Origin of the sequence: Glaesserella sp., from assembly GCF_041817755.1 — a bacterium.
GTDB lineage: Bacteria > Pseudomonadota > Gammaproteobacteria > Enterobacterales > Pasteurellaceae > Glaesserella.
Map to the genome: position 1 here is coordinate 1 of NZ_JBGYBX010000038.1, position 17364 is coordinate 17364.

Below are 17364 nucleotides of genomic sequence, written 5' to 3' on the forward strand. Positions count from 1 at the left end.
TCCTCCTATATTCTGAATTTTGGTTGTCAGCCTTATTCATTATAGGAGGATTTTTTTATTCTGTTCATCGCTTAAGCTCTTTGATTCCATACGCATAGCGTATGGTTTTTATAGCTAGACTTTGTCTAGCTATAATAAAAGGGGAGTTTTCCCCTTTTATTTTTTAAAATAGTGCAATAACGGTTCAGGATTTTGGATAAACTGCGCTAATTCTTTTTTATCCGGATGACCGATATATGGGATTTGCCCCAATAAAGGCGCAGCAATTTTCTGTGATAACAATTCAATTAATCCGGCATAGTGACGTAACCCCGGATTAACGCGGTTTGCAACCCAACCGATTAATTCGACGCCTTGCTGCAAAATCGCATTCGCCGTTAATAACGCATGGTTTACACATCCCTCTTTGATTCCCACAACCAACACTACCGGCATACGGTGTTCAGAAACCCAATCCGCAAAACACAACTCTTTATTGATCGGCGTTAGCCAACCGTAAGTTCCTTCTACAATCACATTATGATAAGTTTCTTTGAGGCGATTTAAATCTCGGTGCAATTTATCTACCGAAATATGACGAACCGCATCAAGTGCGGCAAAGATTGGTGTACTTGAATGGATAAAAGTATAACTATTGATTTCACGGTAGTTAACCGGTGTCGGACAACTTTTTTGAATGATTAACACATCACTATTATCCTCACTTGCATAATCATCCTGATTCGGTTCTGTCGGTAGCGAATCATCGCCACCACACGCAATCGGTTTATACCCGACAACCGGAATATCATACTGCGACAATGTTTGGAGTAACGCTCGCGTTACAATCGTTTTACCGACATCCGTATCCGTTCCTGCGATAAATAAACAAGGCATAATTAATCCCATACGAAACAAAAGTAGGGGTAGTTTAATTAAAAAAGAGCGAATGAAATCTGTTTTTAATCAAAAAAAAGCTAAAAAATCAATCGGTTTACAGATAAGCGTATACAAAACGTCTTCGTAACAGTTAGATTTCAATAATGTTTTTGATTAAATTGCCCTCGTAGATCCCTAGTTTTATTGCCACTGCGGGAATAATCGGACTGTCCCAATCATACTGACTGGTTACAATATCAACATTTAAATCCATTAATAATAAATTTTGAGATAATTTTTCATGAATCTTCTCGAAAAGAAGATGCTTAATCCGAAGTAGAGGAGAGTTCAGCATGATTTTTTCGGTTGAAAAAATATTCACCAAATTCATCAACATGTAAGCCAAATTATCACTCAAATGATCTAAAATCATGAGACTGTTTGATTCATTTTGTTCGATGCATTCGCAAAACCACGCGATTTTTTCTTGTGAGCTGTCCAATGAATTCGGCAAATACTTATCGATGAGTTTAATGAGTGCCGGAAAGGTAACTTGATTCAGCAATTGGTAACGTTCAACCTCATTTAACTCAGGTGAAATCTCGTCACTTAAGGCACTAAAACGTGGCATAATCATTTTATCGACATTCATTCGCTTATGTTCATCTTGATGTAGAAGCGAACCTTTCAACAACACACTTAGGTTCACGTTATCATCCAATTGTAAGAAAATGACATTATCATGATTAATTAAGCTACCTAACGTTGATTCGGCTAAAAACCACAGCTGAAAATGTTCATTCAGTAAAATAGGACATGAAAATTCCGATTGTAGTGCATAAACTATCGGACAATCTAAATGCTGATGAGCCAATTGTGTAATGTCTGTTTTGTCTGCATTGATTTTTCCGATAACACTGACCGAGACGGCCAATAATTTTTCATCGTCAGTCGGGTAGTGACGAGAAAAGTTTTGTACACAAGTCAATATATATTCGGCTAAAAACGGATATTCTGTCTGACTAAAGGTATAATCTAACTGCTGAATCGGCTTGCCGTTCAATTCGCATAATGAAACGGTCAATTTATATGGAGACACTGTCACGCAAAGAAATAACCAATGAAAAGGGGAGACGGATAAGCCGACTGCCGGTCGTCCGCGAGAAGGCAGATTTTGTGAGGTTCTCTCTAAAATAAATTTATGATCAATCAATGCTTTGGTCAGCATAGTCATGGATGCCGGGGCAAAACCGGATAACTTGGCAAGATCGGTCCGAGAGATCAGTTCAAACTGTTCAATCAGCCGATACACTTTACCCAAATGTTGGTATTTATAATCCGAGGATGTGATTTTCATACATAATCCTTAAACTGTTTTATTTGCTCCATAAGATAATTACTTTATTTTGCAATCTTTATTCAGAATCGCAAATTGTTTCGTTCAATTATGCGAAAGAGTTCACAAAATTATTTTATTGATTAAATTAAATGGATAAAAAGCAACCATCAATCATAAATTGTAAAAAAACCATAAGAATAGACCGCTTGTAATAGGTATAAGAAAATGAATACACCCATTGATTACTGCTGGATCAATACAGACCGGCAATTAGCTGAAGTTTGCCTTGCCGCTCGTCAACAAAAGGCAATTGCGTTAGACACTGAATTCGTCCGAACCCGTACTTACTATCCTAAACTAGGGCTCATTCAGCTTTTTGACGGCAACGGAGTATACCTGATTGATCCTCTTTCCATCACGGATTTTTCACCTTTTATCGCCTTGCTGACAGACAAAAATGTACTCAAAGTATTGCACGCCTGCGGCGAAGATATTGATGTTTTCCGTCACTATTTTAAACAAGTACCCGAGCCGATGATCGACACACAAATCATGGCAGGTTTTGTCGGTATTGGTGTTTCCGTCGGATTTGCAAAACTGGTCATGCATTACCTTCACGTTGAATTGGACAAAGGAGCTTCTCGAACGGATTGGCTCGCCCGCCCACTATCGGAAAAACAGTTACAGTACGCCGTTGCCGACGTTTGGTATTTATTACCCGTATATAATCAACTTGAATCCGAATTAGCCCAGACACAATGGCGACACGCTGTAACGGAAGAGTGTGCAATGTTATTAACCAAACGCCAAACGGAATTTGAGCCGGATGACGCCTATAAAGATATCAGCAATGCATGGGCGTTAACACCGCAACAGCTTGCGGTACTAAAAATATTGGCTAAATGGCGGTTAAAAGAAGCGGAAAAACGCGATTTGGCGCTTAATTTTATCGTAAAGGAACAACATTTATGGCAATTGGCCAAAATCCAACCCAAACATACGGCAACATTACTTGAATTTATGCACCCGAATGAAGTGCGTATTTACGGTAAAAAATTGTTATGGCTTGTTGAACAGGGCAAGGCAACCTTGCCGGAAAACTATCCTGAACCTATTTATCGCCTTGTGGATAAACCGGGTTATAAATGCTGTATTAAGTCATTGCAAAAGAAATTGAACGAAATTCAGCCGGTAGGATTGGCAACCGAATTACTTGCCAGTAAACGGCAATTAAATCAATTATTTAAATGGTACAGTAACGGTGAGAATACTCACCAATTACCGGAATTATTAGTCGGTTGGCGGGCGGAATTCGGAGAGCAACTGGTCAACCATTGCTTAAAATCGCATAACAAGCGGTAAGATTGCTCAATAAATTTGCAATTTTTTCAACAATGAGAACTTATTTATTTTTAATGTAGTCTAAGGAGTGCTTTATCTTTCATTCGTGTTTTCGATAAAGCAATTCAATAAACGAGGTAACTATGAAATTTACAGTTGGAAAAATCGCACTTATTGTCGCATTAAGTGTTTCAGTAACTGCATGTGCAACGCATAAATCAGATCGTCGCGTCGCAACAGGTGCAGCTCTTGGTGCAGCCGCAGGCTATGCTTTAAGTGACGGTGATACAGCTATAATGCTTGGTAGTGCCGCATTAGGCGGTTTGCTAGGTAATCAATACGATAAGCATAGAGAGCGGGAAACGGCGTCCAGAGAGTACGATGATCGCCGCCAACGTTATGGATATTATGGAGATAGAGACTACCGTAGAGATGATCATCGATATCGAAAACCGCGTAAACATCACTACGACTATGATGATGACTATGATGACGATTAATTAAAGAAAATATGTTTTGAATCGGCGCATTATAACAATGCGCCGATTTTTTTATCGCTAAAAATCCCCATCCAAGCACTAAATTTCTCATAGAAATTCCAATCAATTTTCAATATCTAATCAGATTTTTTTCCCAAAAAAGCCCGTTTTTCCTGTGGGCAACTGCTAACATCAAACTGTTTTCAAAACACTAAACGGGGTTTTAGAGTAGCTTCATTTCAACTATTAAGTTATCCTAAATTATCTTTTGTTAATAAGATCTTAATAATTAAGATGTTGATTTAATTTGATATTTTTAAAATGCAGCGATAGGAAAGCGCCTAAAATATATAGAACATGAGCAATCGTTTACATTGACTTGGTGTAAAAACGTCCTGAGAATTTCAATTTGAAAAAATTCGCATAACGTAGATTATGTTAAATATAATGAGATAATGTGCAAAAAATCAAACTTTAGGCATTTTTCCCCTGTTTCATGTCATATAAGAATTTATTTTCAATACATAAAGGTGTATTCTAGTCTTACATTGCGTTTACCTTTAAAACGTGTTTTTTCATTCATTTATATAGGTGTTTCGACTATGTCAAAAAATCTTATTCTTATCCTTAATTGCGGTAGCTCATCATTAAAATTTGCTATCCTTGACCCTGTAACCGGTGATGAAAAACTCTCCGGTTTAGCTGAAGCTTTTCATCTTCCGGATGCTCGTATCAAATGGAAATTACACGGTGAAAAAGGCAATGCGGATTTAGGTGCGGGAGCTGCACATAGTGAAGCACTAAGTTTTATTGCCAATAACATTTTTACATTGGATCCTTCTTTAAAAGAAAATATCGGTGCTATCGGACACCGTATTGTGCACGGCGGTGAAAAATTTACTTCCTCTGCCGTGATCACCGATGATGTTATCAAAGGCATTGAATATGCTGTTCAATTTGCACCGCTACACAACCCGGCTCACTTAATCGGTATTAAAGAAGCGTTCCGTATTTTCCCTGAACTTAAAGATCGTAACGTTGCGGTATTTGACACCGCATTCCACCAAACAATGCCTGAAGAAGCATATCTCTATGCTCTTCCGTACTCTCTTTATAAAGAACATGGCGTACGCCGTTACGGGGCTCACGGCACAAGTCACTATTACGTCAGCCGTGAAGTTGCGAAGCAATTAAATATCGCGGAAGATAAAATCAATGTAATCACCTGCCATTTAGGAAATGGTGCGTCTATTGCTGTTATTCGCAACGGTAAGTGTATTGATACCTCAATGGGCTTAACACCATTGGAAGGTTTAGTCATGGGAACCCGTTCAGGTGATTTGGATCCGGCTATTATTTTCTATATGCATGATACGCTTGGTATGAGCGTTGAGGAAATTAACACTACCCTCACGAAAAAATCCGGTTTGCTTGGTTTAACGGAAGTAACTAGTGACTGCCGTTACTCGGAAGACAACTATGCTAAAGAAGAATCGGCTAAACGTGCAATGAACAGTTTCTGTTACCGCTTAGCAAAATATATCGGTTCTTATATGGCTGCATTGGGTGACGATCACCTTGATGCCATTGTCTTTACCGGGGGTATTGGTGAAAACTCGGCGCTTGTTCGCGAATTAACCCTTAATCACCTTAAACTTTTTGGTATTCAACTTGATAAAGAGAGAAATCTTGCCGCACGTTTTGGGGGGGAAGGTGAAATTACAACGGATGATTCTGCGTTCCATGCTTATGTCATCCCGACGAACGAAGAGCTTGTTATCGCACAAGACACAGCGCGTTTAGCGTTATAATCCCGAAAAAACCTGCCTTGTGGCAGGTTTTATTTACTTAAAGCAAGTGACTCTATTTTTGTAAAAAATGACTTAAATCTAGCCGCTTGTTTTGAATTCACTCAAATTTGGAAGGATATCATGTCTAGAACAATAATTCTTATCCCAATCAGTACCGGTGTCGGTTTAACCAGCGTCAGCTTAGGTTTGGTTCATTCATTAGAACAAAAAGGGGCTAAAGTCGGCTTTTTAAAACCAATTTCCCAACCGATTAGCGGTGAGGATACCCTGGATCGCTCAACAACCATTATCCGCACTTCGCAAAGTACCGAGGTCGGCGAACCTTTCATGTTAAGTGCTGCGGAAGCGCTTATTAGCCAAAATCAAACCGACGTACTGTTAGAAAAAGTGGTTGAGCGTCATCAACAACTTGCTCAGAATTGTGAAATCATCGTAATTGAAGGCTTAATTCCTACACGCAAAAATTCGTATGCCAACGGAATTAACTATGAAATCGCACAAACCTTAGATGCGGAAATTATTTTAGTTGCAGCACCTTCTGCCGATAAACCTACTCAATTAAAAGAACGTATTGAAACGGCGGCCTCTCAATTCGGTGGTAGACATAATAAAAACCTGCTTGGTGTCGTTATCAATAAATTTAATGCGCCGGTTGACGAATCAGGACGTACCCGCCCGGATTTGACCGAAATTTTTGATTCATTCCAACACAGTTCCAATAACATTGCAGAGATGGAAAATCTCTTTAAGACAGGTCCAATCAAATTATTGGCGTGTATTCCATGGAAATCAGACTTAATTGCGACTCGTGCGATCGATTTGGTCAAACATCTTCATGCAGCCATTATTAATGAAGGTGAAGTTCATAAACGCCGCATCCGTAGCGTAACATTCTGTGCAAGAAGCTTACCGAACATGGTTGATCATTTCAAAGCCGGTAGCTTATTGGTTGCGTCGGCAGACCGTCCGGATGTTGTTGTTGCCGCAGCACTTGCCGCCATGAACGGCGTTGAAATCGGTGCACTCCTTTTAACCGGCGGCTACAAAATCGATACTCAAATCGCCAAACTTTGCCAACAAGCGTTCGAAACCGGTTTACCGATTTTCCGCGTAGAAGGCAATACGTGGCAAACGGCGTTGAGTCTGCAAAGTTTTAGCCTTGAAGTTCCGGTAGATGATAAAGAGCGTATTGAAGCAATCAGAAGTTACGTTTCCGAGCAATTTGCCGAAGGCTTTATCGAAGGCATTTCTAAAGGAGCCGTTCGTGCGCGCCGTCTCTCCCCTGCTGCTTTCCGCTACCAATTAACCGAGCTTGCCCGCAAAGCGAAAAAACGTATTGTTTTACCGGAAGGTGATGAACCGCGTACCGTAAAAGCCGCCGCATTATGCGCCGAGCGCGGGATTGCCGAATGTATTTTGCTGGCAAATCCTGCTGACGTACAACGTGTTGCAGAAGCTCAAGGCGTTAAACTCGGCTCCGGTATTACCATTATCGACCCGGCGGAAGTCCGTGAAAATTATGTTGCCCGCCTAGTCGAGTTGCGCAAAAACAAAGGAATGACCGAAGTTGTTGCTCGGGAACAACTGTTAGATACCGTTGTATTAGGTACGATGATGTTGGAAGCCAATGAAGTGGACGGCTTGGTATCCGGTGCAGTACATACGACCGCCAACACGATTCGTCCGCCGATGCAAATCATTAAAACGGCACCGGGTAACTCTATTATTTCATCCGTGTTCTTTATGTTGCTTCCGGATCAAGTACTCGTCTACGGTGACTGTGCGGTAAATCCGGATCCTAACGCAGAGCAACTTGCCGAAATTGCGATTCAATCGGCAGATTCCGCGAAATCTTTCGGTATAGAACCGCGTGTTGCGATGATTTCTTATTCAACCGGCACATCAGGCTCAGGTGCGGATGTGGAAAAAGTGGCGGAAGCAACCCGTCTTGCCAAAGAGAAACGTCCGGATCTCATTATTGATGGTCCGTTGCAATACGATGCGGCAATTATGGAAGATGTCGCTCGGTCTAAAGCGCCGAACTCCCCTGTTGCAGGTAAAGCGACCGTATTTGTCTTCCCTGATTTGAATACCGGTAATACTACTTACAAAGCGGTACAACGTTCCGCCGATTTAGTTTCTATCGGTCCGATGCTTCAAGGTATGCGTAAACCGGTAAACGACTTATCACGCGGTGCCCTTGTTGACGATATTGTTTATACGATTGCTTTAACGGCAATTCAAGCAACGCAATAAGGATGCGTATCTCCTTTATAATGTGCCCTCCGACTGGAGGGCTTTTTATTTCCAAGCGGTCAGATTTCTGCTAAATTTTGCAAAAATTATTTTTACATCATGTTATGAAACACTTTTTAGTTACTCTTTTATTCATAATAACACCGCTAAGCAGTATTGCCGATGAGGTCGTTTTTCGCTATGAAAGCACGAATGAATTGATTAAACCGATCAATTTGAGCCATATCTTTGCACAAAAGAGAGCTTACAAACTCGAGCGAGGCTCTTTGACCCTTCGTTTGCGCAATCATATTTCCGAAGGGAAAACGACTTTTTTGGGCATTTCCGATCCGCAAAAAAATAAGTATGTGAATTTTTATGTGAATAGAACATCTGCCGGTTTGGATATTTTTGGTATAGAAATTCGCAATCAGGGAAAAGTAACGGAAAACCGACACCTTGTCACGGTAGATGGCTATGCTGATGACCCGTTTAAGACCATTACCTATACTTTTGATGACAAGAAAAACGAAATTCACATTTATATCGACGGCATAAAAAAACATGTTGATCAACACAGTACCTTCCTAGCGGATATTACCGGGCTTTCGCATGCCTATTTAGGCAAAACAGCGCATCAAAATTTGCCGACATGGCAATTTTTAGGAGATGTTTACTATGCCGAATTTACTGCCAACGTGCTTTCTGCCAAAACGATTCTAAAAAAACATCAGCAATTGCGCCAACAACATGATCAGGCCTTAAAACAAGATAAACAAAAACGTCTGAAAAAAGGCGCATATCAAAGTGAAAAGCAGACGCTATTCGTTGAAGGGCAAGGCGGAGCAAGATCTTATCGTATTCCTGCCCTATTGACGACACAAAATAATGTTGTTATTGCCGCCATCGACAAACGAAATCAACATTCATCGGATTGGGGAAATATTGATACTGTTATCCGTCGAAGCATCGATAACGGAAAAACTTGGCTTGAAGATCAAGTTATACTGAATTTACCCGCACAGCCTTACGGTACACAAAATTCGGCGTTTTCAATCGACCCGTTATTAGTTCAAGATAAAAAAAGCGGACGCATTTTTATGTTGATTGATATGTTTCCCGAGTCAAAAGGCTTTTTTAGTCTCACTCCTGAAAAATCCGAGGGTTCCGGTTATCAACAAATCGATGATCAATTTTATCGTACGCTAACGGATAACGATGAGAATATCTATACCGTAAGAGAAAACGGAAACGTATATAATGATGACGATGAGCCGACGGAATATCATGTGATTACCCAAGGTAATCCGCTTGCTGCGTTTAAAGATTTAGGTGATTTATATCGATATAATCAGCGGGTTGGTAATATTTTCTTGAATTCATCGCGTAAAAATAATGATTCCGCCCCGCTGCAAGCTAAATTAACAAGCTATTTATGGCTAATGTACAGTGATGATGACGGTAAAACATGGTCAAATCCGGTTGATATTACCCCCCAAATAAAAGAAGATTGGATGCTTTTTTTAGGCACCGGGCCGGGAAACGGCATCCAGTTAAAAAACGGGGCGCTGGTGATGCCGATTTATTATACGAATCAGCATAACAAGCAATCTGCTGCGGTTATTATTAGCCACGATAATGGAAAAACATGGATAAGAGGCGAATCGCCGAATGACAGTGCATTGGCTGATGATGGCGGTTCCGAATCCTTAAATGATAAAGCGTTTGAACTGACTGAATCACAATTGATTGAACTGAATAACGGCGTGTTAAAAATGTTTTCAAGGAATCAAACGGGAAATGTACGTATTTCAACCAGTCAAGACGGTGGTTATACATGGTTAGCGGATACGGTATTTGATGATGTGCTACTGGATCCGTATTCACAACTTTCCGTAATCAAATATTCCAAGCTCATTAACGGTAAAGAGTATGTGATTTTTGCCAATCCGCATTCCGATACAAACAAGCGTGTGAACGGTAAAGTGTGGATTGGCGAAGTACAACCGGACAGCACTATTTTATGGAAATATACAACAACGATAGAAGCCGGTTCTTATGCCTATAACAGTTTAACTGAACTGCCGAACGGTGACATCGGGTTAATGTATGAGGAAAGTCCGTCCAAAATTCAATATATCAGTTTCAATATTCAAACGTTATTATGGCGGGAAAGCAACACTATTCATCAACAGTAATCACAGCATAAGAGGGAATGCATTATGTCTGCACAACATTTAATTTATCAATTAACTGAAATTGTCGGATCGCAATATATTATTACCGACCCGTCCAAAACGGAAGTGTATCGGAGCGGTTATCGATTCGGCTCAGGTAATGCTTTGGCGGTTGTCCGCCCTGCGACGTTGGTAGAGTTTTGGAAAGTATTGAAAGCTTGTGTCGAGGCGGATGTCGTTGTCATTACACAAGCCGCCAATACCGGCTTAACCGGCGGCTCAACTCCAAGCGGTAATGATTATGAGCGTGACGTTGTCATCATTAATGCCATGCGGATTAACGGTATTCAACTCATCCATGAGGCAAACCAAGTCGTCTGCTTGCCCGGTTCAACATTAAATGAGTTGGAATTATTACTGAAACCGCACGGACGGGAACCTCACTCCGTTATCGGTTCCTCCTGTATCGGGGCATCCGTTATCGGCGGCGTTTGTAATAACTCCGGCGGTGCGTTGGTACAGCGCGGTCCGGCCTATACGGAAATGGCACTTTATGCTCAGCTTAATGAACAAGGTGAATTGGAGTTAAAAAACCATTTAGGGATTGATTTGGGCGAAACACCGGAAGAGATTCTGCAAAACCTGCAAGAGAACCGCTACCAGCGTAAGGATATTGCGCAACATTGCGGTAAAGGACACGATCACACTTATTGCAATCACGTACGTAAAGTAGATGAAGACTCCCCTGCCCGTTTCAATGCCGATCCGGCGAGACTCTATGAAGCCTCCGGTTGTGCCGGCAAGCTGGCTGTTTTTGCCGTTCGTTTGGATACCTTCCCGGCGGAAAAAGAAACTGCCGTATTTTATATCGGTACAAATCACACCAACGTTCTCAATGATATCCGTCGTCATATGTTGGCGCATTTTCAACAACTACCGATTTCAGGCGAATATATACACCGCGACGCCTTTGACGTTGCCGCCAAGTATGGTAAAGATACCTTTTGGGTCATTAAAAAACTCGGTACCCATCGTTTACCGCAACTCTTTGCTTTAAAAGCCAAAGTTGATCGTCTGTCCAAAAAATGGTCGTTTATCCCGAACAATGTCAGCGACAAAGCATTACAGTTGTTTTCTAAACTACTGCCTCAGCATTTACCGGACAGTTTGCACCAATACCGTGATAAATATGAACATCACTTAATTGTCAAAATGGGTGGAAACGGAGTAAAAGAGGCACGGGAATACCTTCAATCATATTTTGCCAACCCGACCAACGGCGGCTATTTCGAATGTAGCCCGGTCGAAAGTCAAGCGGCAATGTTACACCGTTTCGCCGTTGCGTCGGCTGCGGTTCGCTATCGAGCCATTCACGAAACGGAGGTTGAAGATATCGTGGCCTTAGATATAGCGTTACGTCGTAATGATTCTGACTGGTTTGAAGTACTTCCCGCAGACATTGATCGCAAAATCAGCCATAAACTTTACTACGGACACTTTATGTGCCACGTATTCCATCAGGATTATATCGTGAAGAAAGGTAACGATTGCATCGCACTGGAACATGATATGTTGGCGTTATTGGATAAACGCGGCGCACAATACCCGGCGGAACATAATGTCGGTCACCTCTACGAGGCGAAACCTGAATTGCGTAAATTCTACAAAGTTCTTGATCCGACAAACAGCTTTAACCCGGGCATCGGAAAAACGTCGAAGAAAAAATATTGGGCGTAATGACAAGCGGTCGGATCATCCCGTAATTTTGCAATTTGCAAATTATTAAGACGATCCGACCGCTTGCTGTATGCGTTTAATTCGGTTGAGGAGAGAATAATTTACTCAATTCCGTCAGTGATATTTCTTTGTCGTTCAGTTGAATTATGCCGTTATTCAATTCTAATTTAAATGAAATCGATTCATTATCCATCATCAACAGGTTTTGTCGTTGAAGCTGCTGTGCTTGCTGTACAAACATATTCATAATCTGTTTCGCCTGCTGCGCCGCTTCTTCTTTATTTTGAGTATCGAGCAAACCGAATTGTCTTATCAGTTCTTCCAGTGATTGTAGGTTGAGATCGAACGCAACCCGGCTGTCTGTGAAAACCTTCAATATCTCATCCGGCGACAACGTTTCCGCTTGTTTAGGTGTCAGCCCTTTTATTCCGGCAATCAGTTCGAAGCTGTTTTTGCCTTTTGTATTTTCCAACACAATCGGTCCCATCGCAAATTTAATCGGTTTGGCGACTAACGCTTCGGCTAAACGTGCCAATTTCTGGTTATCCGGCGCAACATTCGCTTGACTTAGCGGTATTTGATCTATCAGTGCGGCGTACGCATTGCTATCCAGCTCGATAAGGCTTTCCATACTGATTTTGCCGAAATTCACTGCGCCGGCTGTCGCCAGTTCCGCATGAATATCTACATTTCCTTTATTAGTGACCTGCAAGCGCCCGTCTTTGATTTGACTGTGGCTTTCAGCACGAATATCGTCGAGAAAAAATTTATTTTTATCATTAGACAATGTCATAGAATCGATAGCTATCTCTCCTTGACTGTTACCGAAATAATAACTTAACCACTCTCCGTGATCCCACACACTATTACCGGATATTCGGTCGATACGAAAATCCATCGTTGTGGGATTTTGCTTATTTTTCGTTTTCATTTCCACATAGGGAAGCTGATAATTCGCCATCCATTGATTTGATGTTGTTTTTGCGATAGCTATTTCACCTGCGGAAACTGTACCTTCCAGCGTTTCTGTGCCTTTTCTTTCATGAAAATTGACTTTCGGTGTCATGATCTTTGTCGCACGCATTTCACCGCTGTAGCCGATATCCGTTATCACAGTCGCCATATATTTATCGTCCACATAGGACTTAATCGGGTTAATTGCAACAAATTGATTTTCCGCACTGAACATCATCGGTATCAAACTGAATTGTTTTAAGCGATTTAGTGGAAAAGGACCGTGATACAGCACACCTTCAACAGGGAATTCTATCGTTTCGCCTCTCGCTTTATCTTTCAGTACAATCTGATAGCGCATATCGGAGGTAAAGAAATGGCGTGTAAACGCTACGTTTGAAATGGCGATATCCGCACCGAACTTCGCAAATTTAGCCTTGAATTCCTGATTAGCATGATCAATATAGGATTGGTATTTTTCCTCCGCCAATTTACCGCTATACCAACTTCCACCGACAAATGCGACACCACATAGTGTAATTAATGAAAATGCCATTTTTGACACCGTCATATAAACTCCTTAGATTAAAATAAAAAAAATAGAGAGCTTTTCAGCTCTCTACTATTATACCTGTTAATTATCTTTTTTTGGCTTTTGGATTCGGAAGGTCAGTAACCGACCCTTCAAATACTTCTGCTGCAAGACCTACAGACTCGTGTAAGGTTGGATGAGCGTGGATGGTTAATGCGATATCTTCCGCATCACAGCCCATTTCAATCGCTAAACCGATTTCACCTAACAATTCACCACCGTTAGTACCGACAATCGCACCACCGAGTAAACGATGCGTATCTTTATCGAAGATGAGTTTAGTCATACCGTCTGCACATTCGGAGGCAATCGCACGACCTGACGCTGCCCAAGGGAATTTCGCTACTTCGTAGTTTAAGCCTTCTTGTTTACACTCTTTCTCCGTTTTACCGACCCAAGCCACTTCCGGCTCAGTATAAGCGATAGATGGGATCACTTTTGGATCGAAGTAGTGTTTTTGTCCTGCAATCACTTCTGCAGCCACGTGACCTTCGTGAACGCCTTTGTGCGCCAACATCGGCTGACCGACGATATCGCCGATCGCGAAAATGTGTGGCACATTGGTACGCATTTGTTTATCCACACGGATAAATCCACGGTCATCCACTTCTACGCCCGCTTTACCTGCATCTAATAATTTGCCGTTCGGTACACGTCCGATAGCCACTAATACGGCATCATAGCGTTTGGTGTCGTTGCACGCTTTGCCTTCCATGGAAACATAAATACCGTCGTCTTTCGCTTCTACCGCGGTTACTTTGGTTTCAAGCATTAATTTGAATTTTTTCTCAATGCGTTTGGTGAAGATTGCTACAACGTCTTTATCCGCCGCAGGAATGACTTGGTCAAACATTTCAACCACTTCCACTTCCGAACCCAATGCTTCATACACGGTGCCCATTTCCAAACCGATGATACCACCGCCCATAATGAGTAATTTTTTCGGAATTTCTTTTAATTTAAGCGCATCCGTTGAATCCCAAATACGTGGGTCGTCATGCGGAATAAACGGAAGTTGGATAGGACGGGAACCGGCTGCAATAATGGCATTATCAAATTTAATGGTGGTTGGATTACCGTCACGATCACGTGCGACTAACGTGTTCGGATCAGCAAAAGTCGCCTGACCTTCAACAACAGTCACTTTACGTGCTTTTGCCATACCTGCCAAACCGCCTGTAAGTTTTGCTACCACCGCTTCTTTACCGGCTCGTACTTTGTCTAAATCAATCGTTGGCTCGCCAAACGTAATACCGTTATGTTCCGCGTGTTTTGCTTCTTCAATGATTTTTGCAACGTGTAATAATGCTTTAGACGGAATACAACCTACGTTTAAGCACACACCACCAAGGGTTGAATAACGTTCAACTAAGACTGTTTCTAAGCCTAAATCTGCGCAACGGAATGCTGCTGAGTAGCCCGCCGGGCCTGCACCAAGTACTACGACCTGGGTTTTAATTTCTTTGCTCATGTTTACCTCTGGGTTCGCATTTGTTATAGACTTGTTAATTTTGCTATTTTAGCGTTTTTTGCCCATTTACAATGCGACTAAGATCACAGAATTAAGAACAAGCGGTAGGATTTGCAAAATTTTTTACAAATCTCACCGCTTGTATGCCAATTACATTACTAAACGACGGATATCCGCAAGTACACCATTGATGTAGCTTAAGAAACGAGCACCATCAGCACCGTCAATCACACGGTGGTCGAAAGATAATGATAACGGAAGCATTAAGCGTGGCTCAAACTCTTTACCGTTCCATTGTGGCATCATTTCTGATTTCGATACGCCTAAAATCGCCACTTCAGGGGCGTTCACGATTGGCGTGAAGTGGGTTGTACCAATACCGCCTAAACTTGAAATGGTGAAACAACCGCCTTGCATATCTGCGGCAGTCAATTTACCGTCACGCGCTTTCTTAGACACTTCCATCAATTCACGTGAAAGCTCAACAATACCTTTTTTATTCACATTTTTGAATACAGGTACAACTAAGCCGTTTGGTGTATCCACCGCTACGCCGATGTTAATGTATTTCTTAAGAGTAAGTTTTTGACCATCTTCAGAAATTGAGCTGTTGAAACGAGGGAAGGCTTCTAAGGCTTTCGCTACCGCTTTCATAATGAACACCACAGGCGTGATCTTCACATCTAATTTTTGTTTCTCAGCCAGTTTGTTTTGTTCTTTACGGAAGTTCTCTAAATCGGTGATATCAGTACGGTCGAAATGCGTAACGTGTGGGATCATCACCCAGTTACGATGTAAGTTCGCACCTGAGATCTTATTGATACGGCTTAATTCAACTTCTTCAATTTCACCAAATTTGCTGAAATCAACTTTCGGCCACGGTAATAAGCCTAAACCTGCACCGTTCGCTACGCCATTGCCTGCCGCTGCTGGTGCTTTACCTGCTTTCACATCTTCAAATACTTGAACCGCAGTCTTCACATAGGCTTGAATATCTTCTTTAACGATACGACCTTTGCGACCTGTACCTTTAACGCGATCTAAGTTTACGCCAAACTCACGTGCTAAGCGACGAATCACCGGTGTTGCATGAGCATAGCCCGCACTTGCCACCACTTGTTCTTGGCTTAAACCGGATACATTACCTGATTGTGCTGGCGCTGCTGCAACTGGTACAGGTGCTGCCGTTGCTTGCGGTGCTGGAGCAGATGCCGCCGCTGGCGCTGCACCTGCAACTTCAAATTTCATAATCAATGAACCAGTTGAAACTTTATCGCCTACTTTCACTAAAATTTCTTTTACCACACCTGCGATTGGTGCCGGGACTTCCATAGACGCTTTGTCACCTTCTACGTTGATGATAGATTGATCAACAGCAACGGTATCGCCTACTTTGACCATAATTTCAGTCACGTTGACTTCATCGCCACCGATATCCGGTACATTAACATCTTTAATCGCTGAACCACCCGCTTGTGGAGCTGGTGCAGCTACAACAGGTGCCGGAGACGCTGCTGGTGCTGCGCCTGCGACTTCAAAACGCATCACTAATTTGCCTGTTGAAACTTTATCGCCAACATTGATTAAAATCTCTTTCACCACACCTGCTACTGGCGCCGGGACTTCCATAGAGGCTTTGTCGCCTTCTACGTTGATAATGGATTGATCAACGGCAACGGTATCACCTACTTTCACCATAATTTCGGTCACGTTTACTTCATCGCCACCGATATCCGGTACATTCACATCAACAACCGCACTCGCTGTCGGTGCTGCCGCCGGAGCTGGTGCAGCTTCTGCTTGTGGAGCCGGTGTTGAACCTGCCGCTTCTAATACTAACATTGGTGAACCTGTGGTAACTTTATCGCCCACTTTCACTAAGACTTCTTTAACCACACCCGCTTCTGGTGCCGGAACTTCCATAGAGGCTTTATCGCCTTCTACGTTAATGATAGATTGATCAACGGCAATGGTATCGCCCACTTTGACCATTACTTCGGTTACGGTGACTTCATCACCACCGATATCTGGAACTTGAATTTGTTTTGACATGTTTATTCCTTATTTTTCCTAGCTTGTAGGGATGCGACGCTTCGCGTCCTTCTTCAATTTGCAAAAAATTAACGGCATCTGGCCGCTTGTAATGGACGCCATGCATGGCGTCCCTACTTTTGCATGGAAATAATTGATTATGCGTATAACGGATTAATACGATCTACATTTAAACCGAATTTCGCAATTGCATCTGCAACGACTTTTCTGTCGATAGTGCCTTCGTTCGCTAATTGGGTTAATGCCGCTACCACAACATAGCGCTCATCAACTTCGAAGTGTTCACGTAAGTTTGCACGGCTGTCTGAACGACCGAAA

At 42.1% G+C, this 17364-nt stretch carries 12 protein-coding genes; 6 read left to right on the plus strand and 6 right to left on the minus strand.

The genetic code is table 11. The features are described from left to right. Positions 1–156 precede the first annotated feature (156 nt). Together bioD and ACEYKX_RS05180 are read right to left on the minus strand one after the other, a co-directional pair. Positions 157–876 (minus strand): dethiobiotin synthase, encoded by a 720-nt coding sequence (gene bioD / locus ACEYKX_RS05175; RefSeq protein ID WP_373768001.1) that lies wholly within the window; start codon positions 874–876, stop codon positions 157–159. A 133-nt stretch (positions 877–1009) separates the two neighbouring features. Continuing rightward, positions 1010–2215 carry an ROK family protein gene (locus ACEYKX_RS05180; RefSeq protein ID WP_373767997.1) on the minus strand — a complete coding sequence of 402 codons (1206 nt, stop codon included), beginning with the start codon at positions 2213–2215 and terminating at the stop codon, positions 1010–1012. 207 nt (positions 2216–2422) lie between these two features. Between ACEYKX_RS05180 and rnd the strand changes: the two genes are divergently transcribed. The 6 genes from rnd (at position 2423) to dld (ending at position 11977) form a co-directional block, all read left to right on the plus strand. After that, positions 2423–3559, plus strand: a complete 1137-nt coding sequence (gene rnd / locus ACEYKX_RS05185) for a ribonuclease D (protein WP_373767996.1) — start codon at positions 2423–2425, stop codon at positions 3557–3559. Between the two features lie 122 nt (positions 3560–3681). Further along, complete coding sequence (locus ACEYKX_RS05190) at positions 3682–4038, plus strand: hypothetical protein (RefSeq protein ID WP_373767995.1); 357 nt, start codon at positions 3682–3684, stop codon at positions 4036–4038. A 581-nt stretch (positions 4039–4619) separates the two neighbouring features. Continuing rightward, positions 4620–5828 (plus strand): acetate kinase, encoded by a 1209-nt coding sequence (locus ACEYKX_RS05195; RefSeq protein WP_373767994.1) that lies wholly within the window; start codon positions 4620–4622, stop codon positions 5826–5828. Between the two features lie 120 nt (positions 5829–5948). After that, positions 5949–8084 (plus strand): phosphate acetyltransferase, encoded by a 2136-nt coding sequence (pta, locus tag ACEYKX_RS05200; RefSeq protein WP_373767993.1) that lies wholly within the window; start codon positions 5949–5951, stop codon positions 8082–8084. 104 nt (positions 8085–8188) lie between these two features. Next, positions 8189–10261, plus strand: a complete 2073-nt coding sequence (locus tag ACEYKX_RS05205) for an exo-alpha-sialidase (protein ID WP_373767992.1) — start codon at positions 8189–8191, stop codon at positions 10259–10261. Between the two features lie 24 nt (positions 10262–10285). Beyond that, positions 10286–11977 carry a D-lactate dehydrogenase gene (gene dld / locus ACEYKX_RS05210; RefSeq protein ID WP_373767991.1) on the plus strand — a complete coding sequence of 564 codons (1692 nt, stop codon included), beginning with the start codon at positions 10286–10288 and terminating at the stop codon, positions 11975–11977. Positions 11978–12053: 76 nt separating this feature from the next. Here dld and ACEYKX_RS05215 read toward each other — a convergent pair whose 3' ends face one another. The 4 genes from ACEYKX_RS05215 to ACEYKX_RS05230 all read right to left on the minus strand — a co-directional run. Further along, positions 12054–13502: a YdgA family protein gene (locus tag ACEYKX_RS05215; protein WP_373767990.1), complete on the minus strand. Its 1449-nt coding sequence runs from the start codon at positions 13500–13502 to the stop codon at positions 12054–12056. A gap of 67 nt (positions 13503–13569) precedes the next feature. Beyond that, positions 13570–14994 carry a dihydrolipoyl dehydrogenase gene (gene lpdA / locus ACEYKX_RS05220; RefSeq protein WP_373767989.1) on the minus strand — a complete coding sequence of 475 codons (1425 nt, stop codon included), beginning with the start codon at positions 14992–14994 and terminating at the stop codon, positions 13570–13572. A gap of 150 nt (positions 14995–15144) precedes the next feature. Then, a complete protein-coding gene (gene aceF, locus ACEYKX_RS05225) occupies positions 15145–17046 on the minus strand; it encodes a pyruvate dehydrogenase complex dihydrolipoyllysine-residue acetyltransferase (RefSeq protein WP_373767988.1) in 1902 nt (633 codons plus the stop codon). Between the two features lie 137 nt (positions 17047–17183). Next, positions 17184–17364, minus strand: a 181-nt coding sequence (locus ACEYKX_RS05230; RefSeq protein ID WP_373780610.1) for a hypothetical protein, incomplete at its 5' end; no start/stop codon positions are given.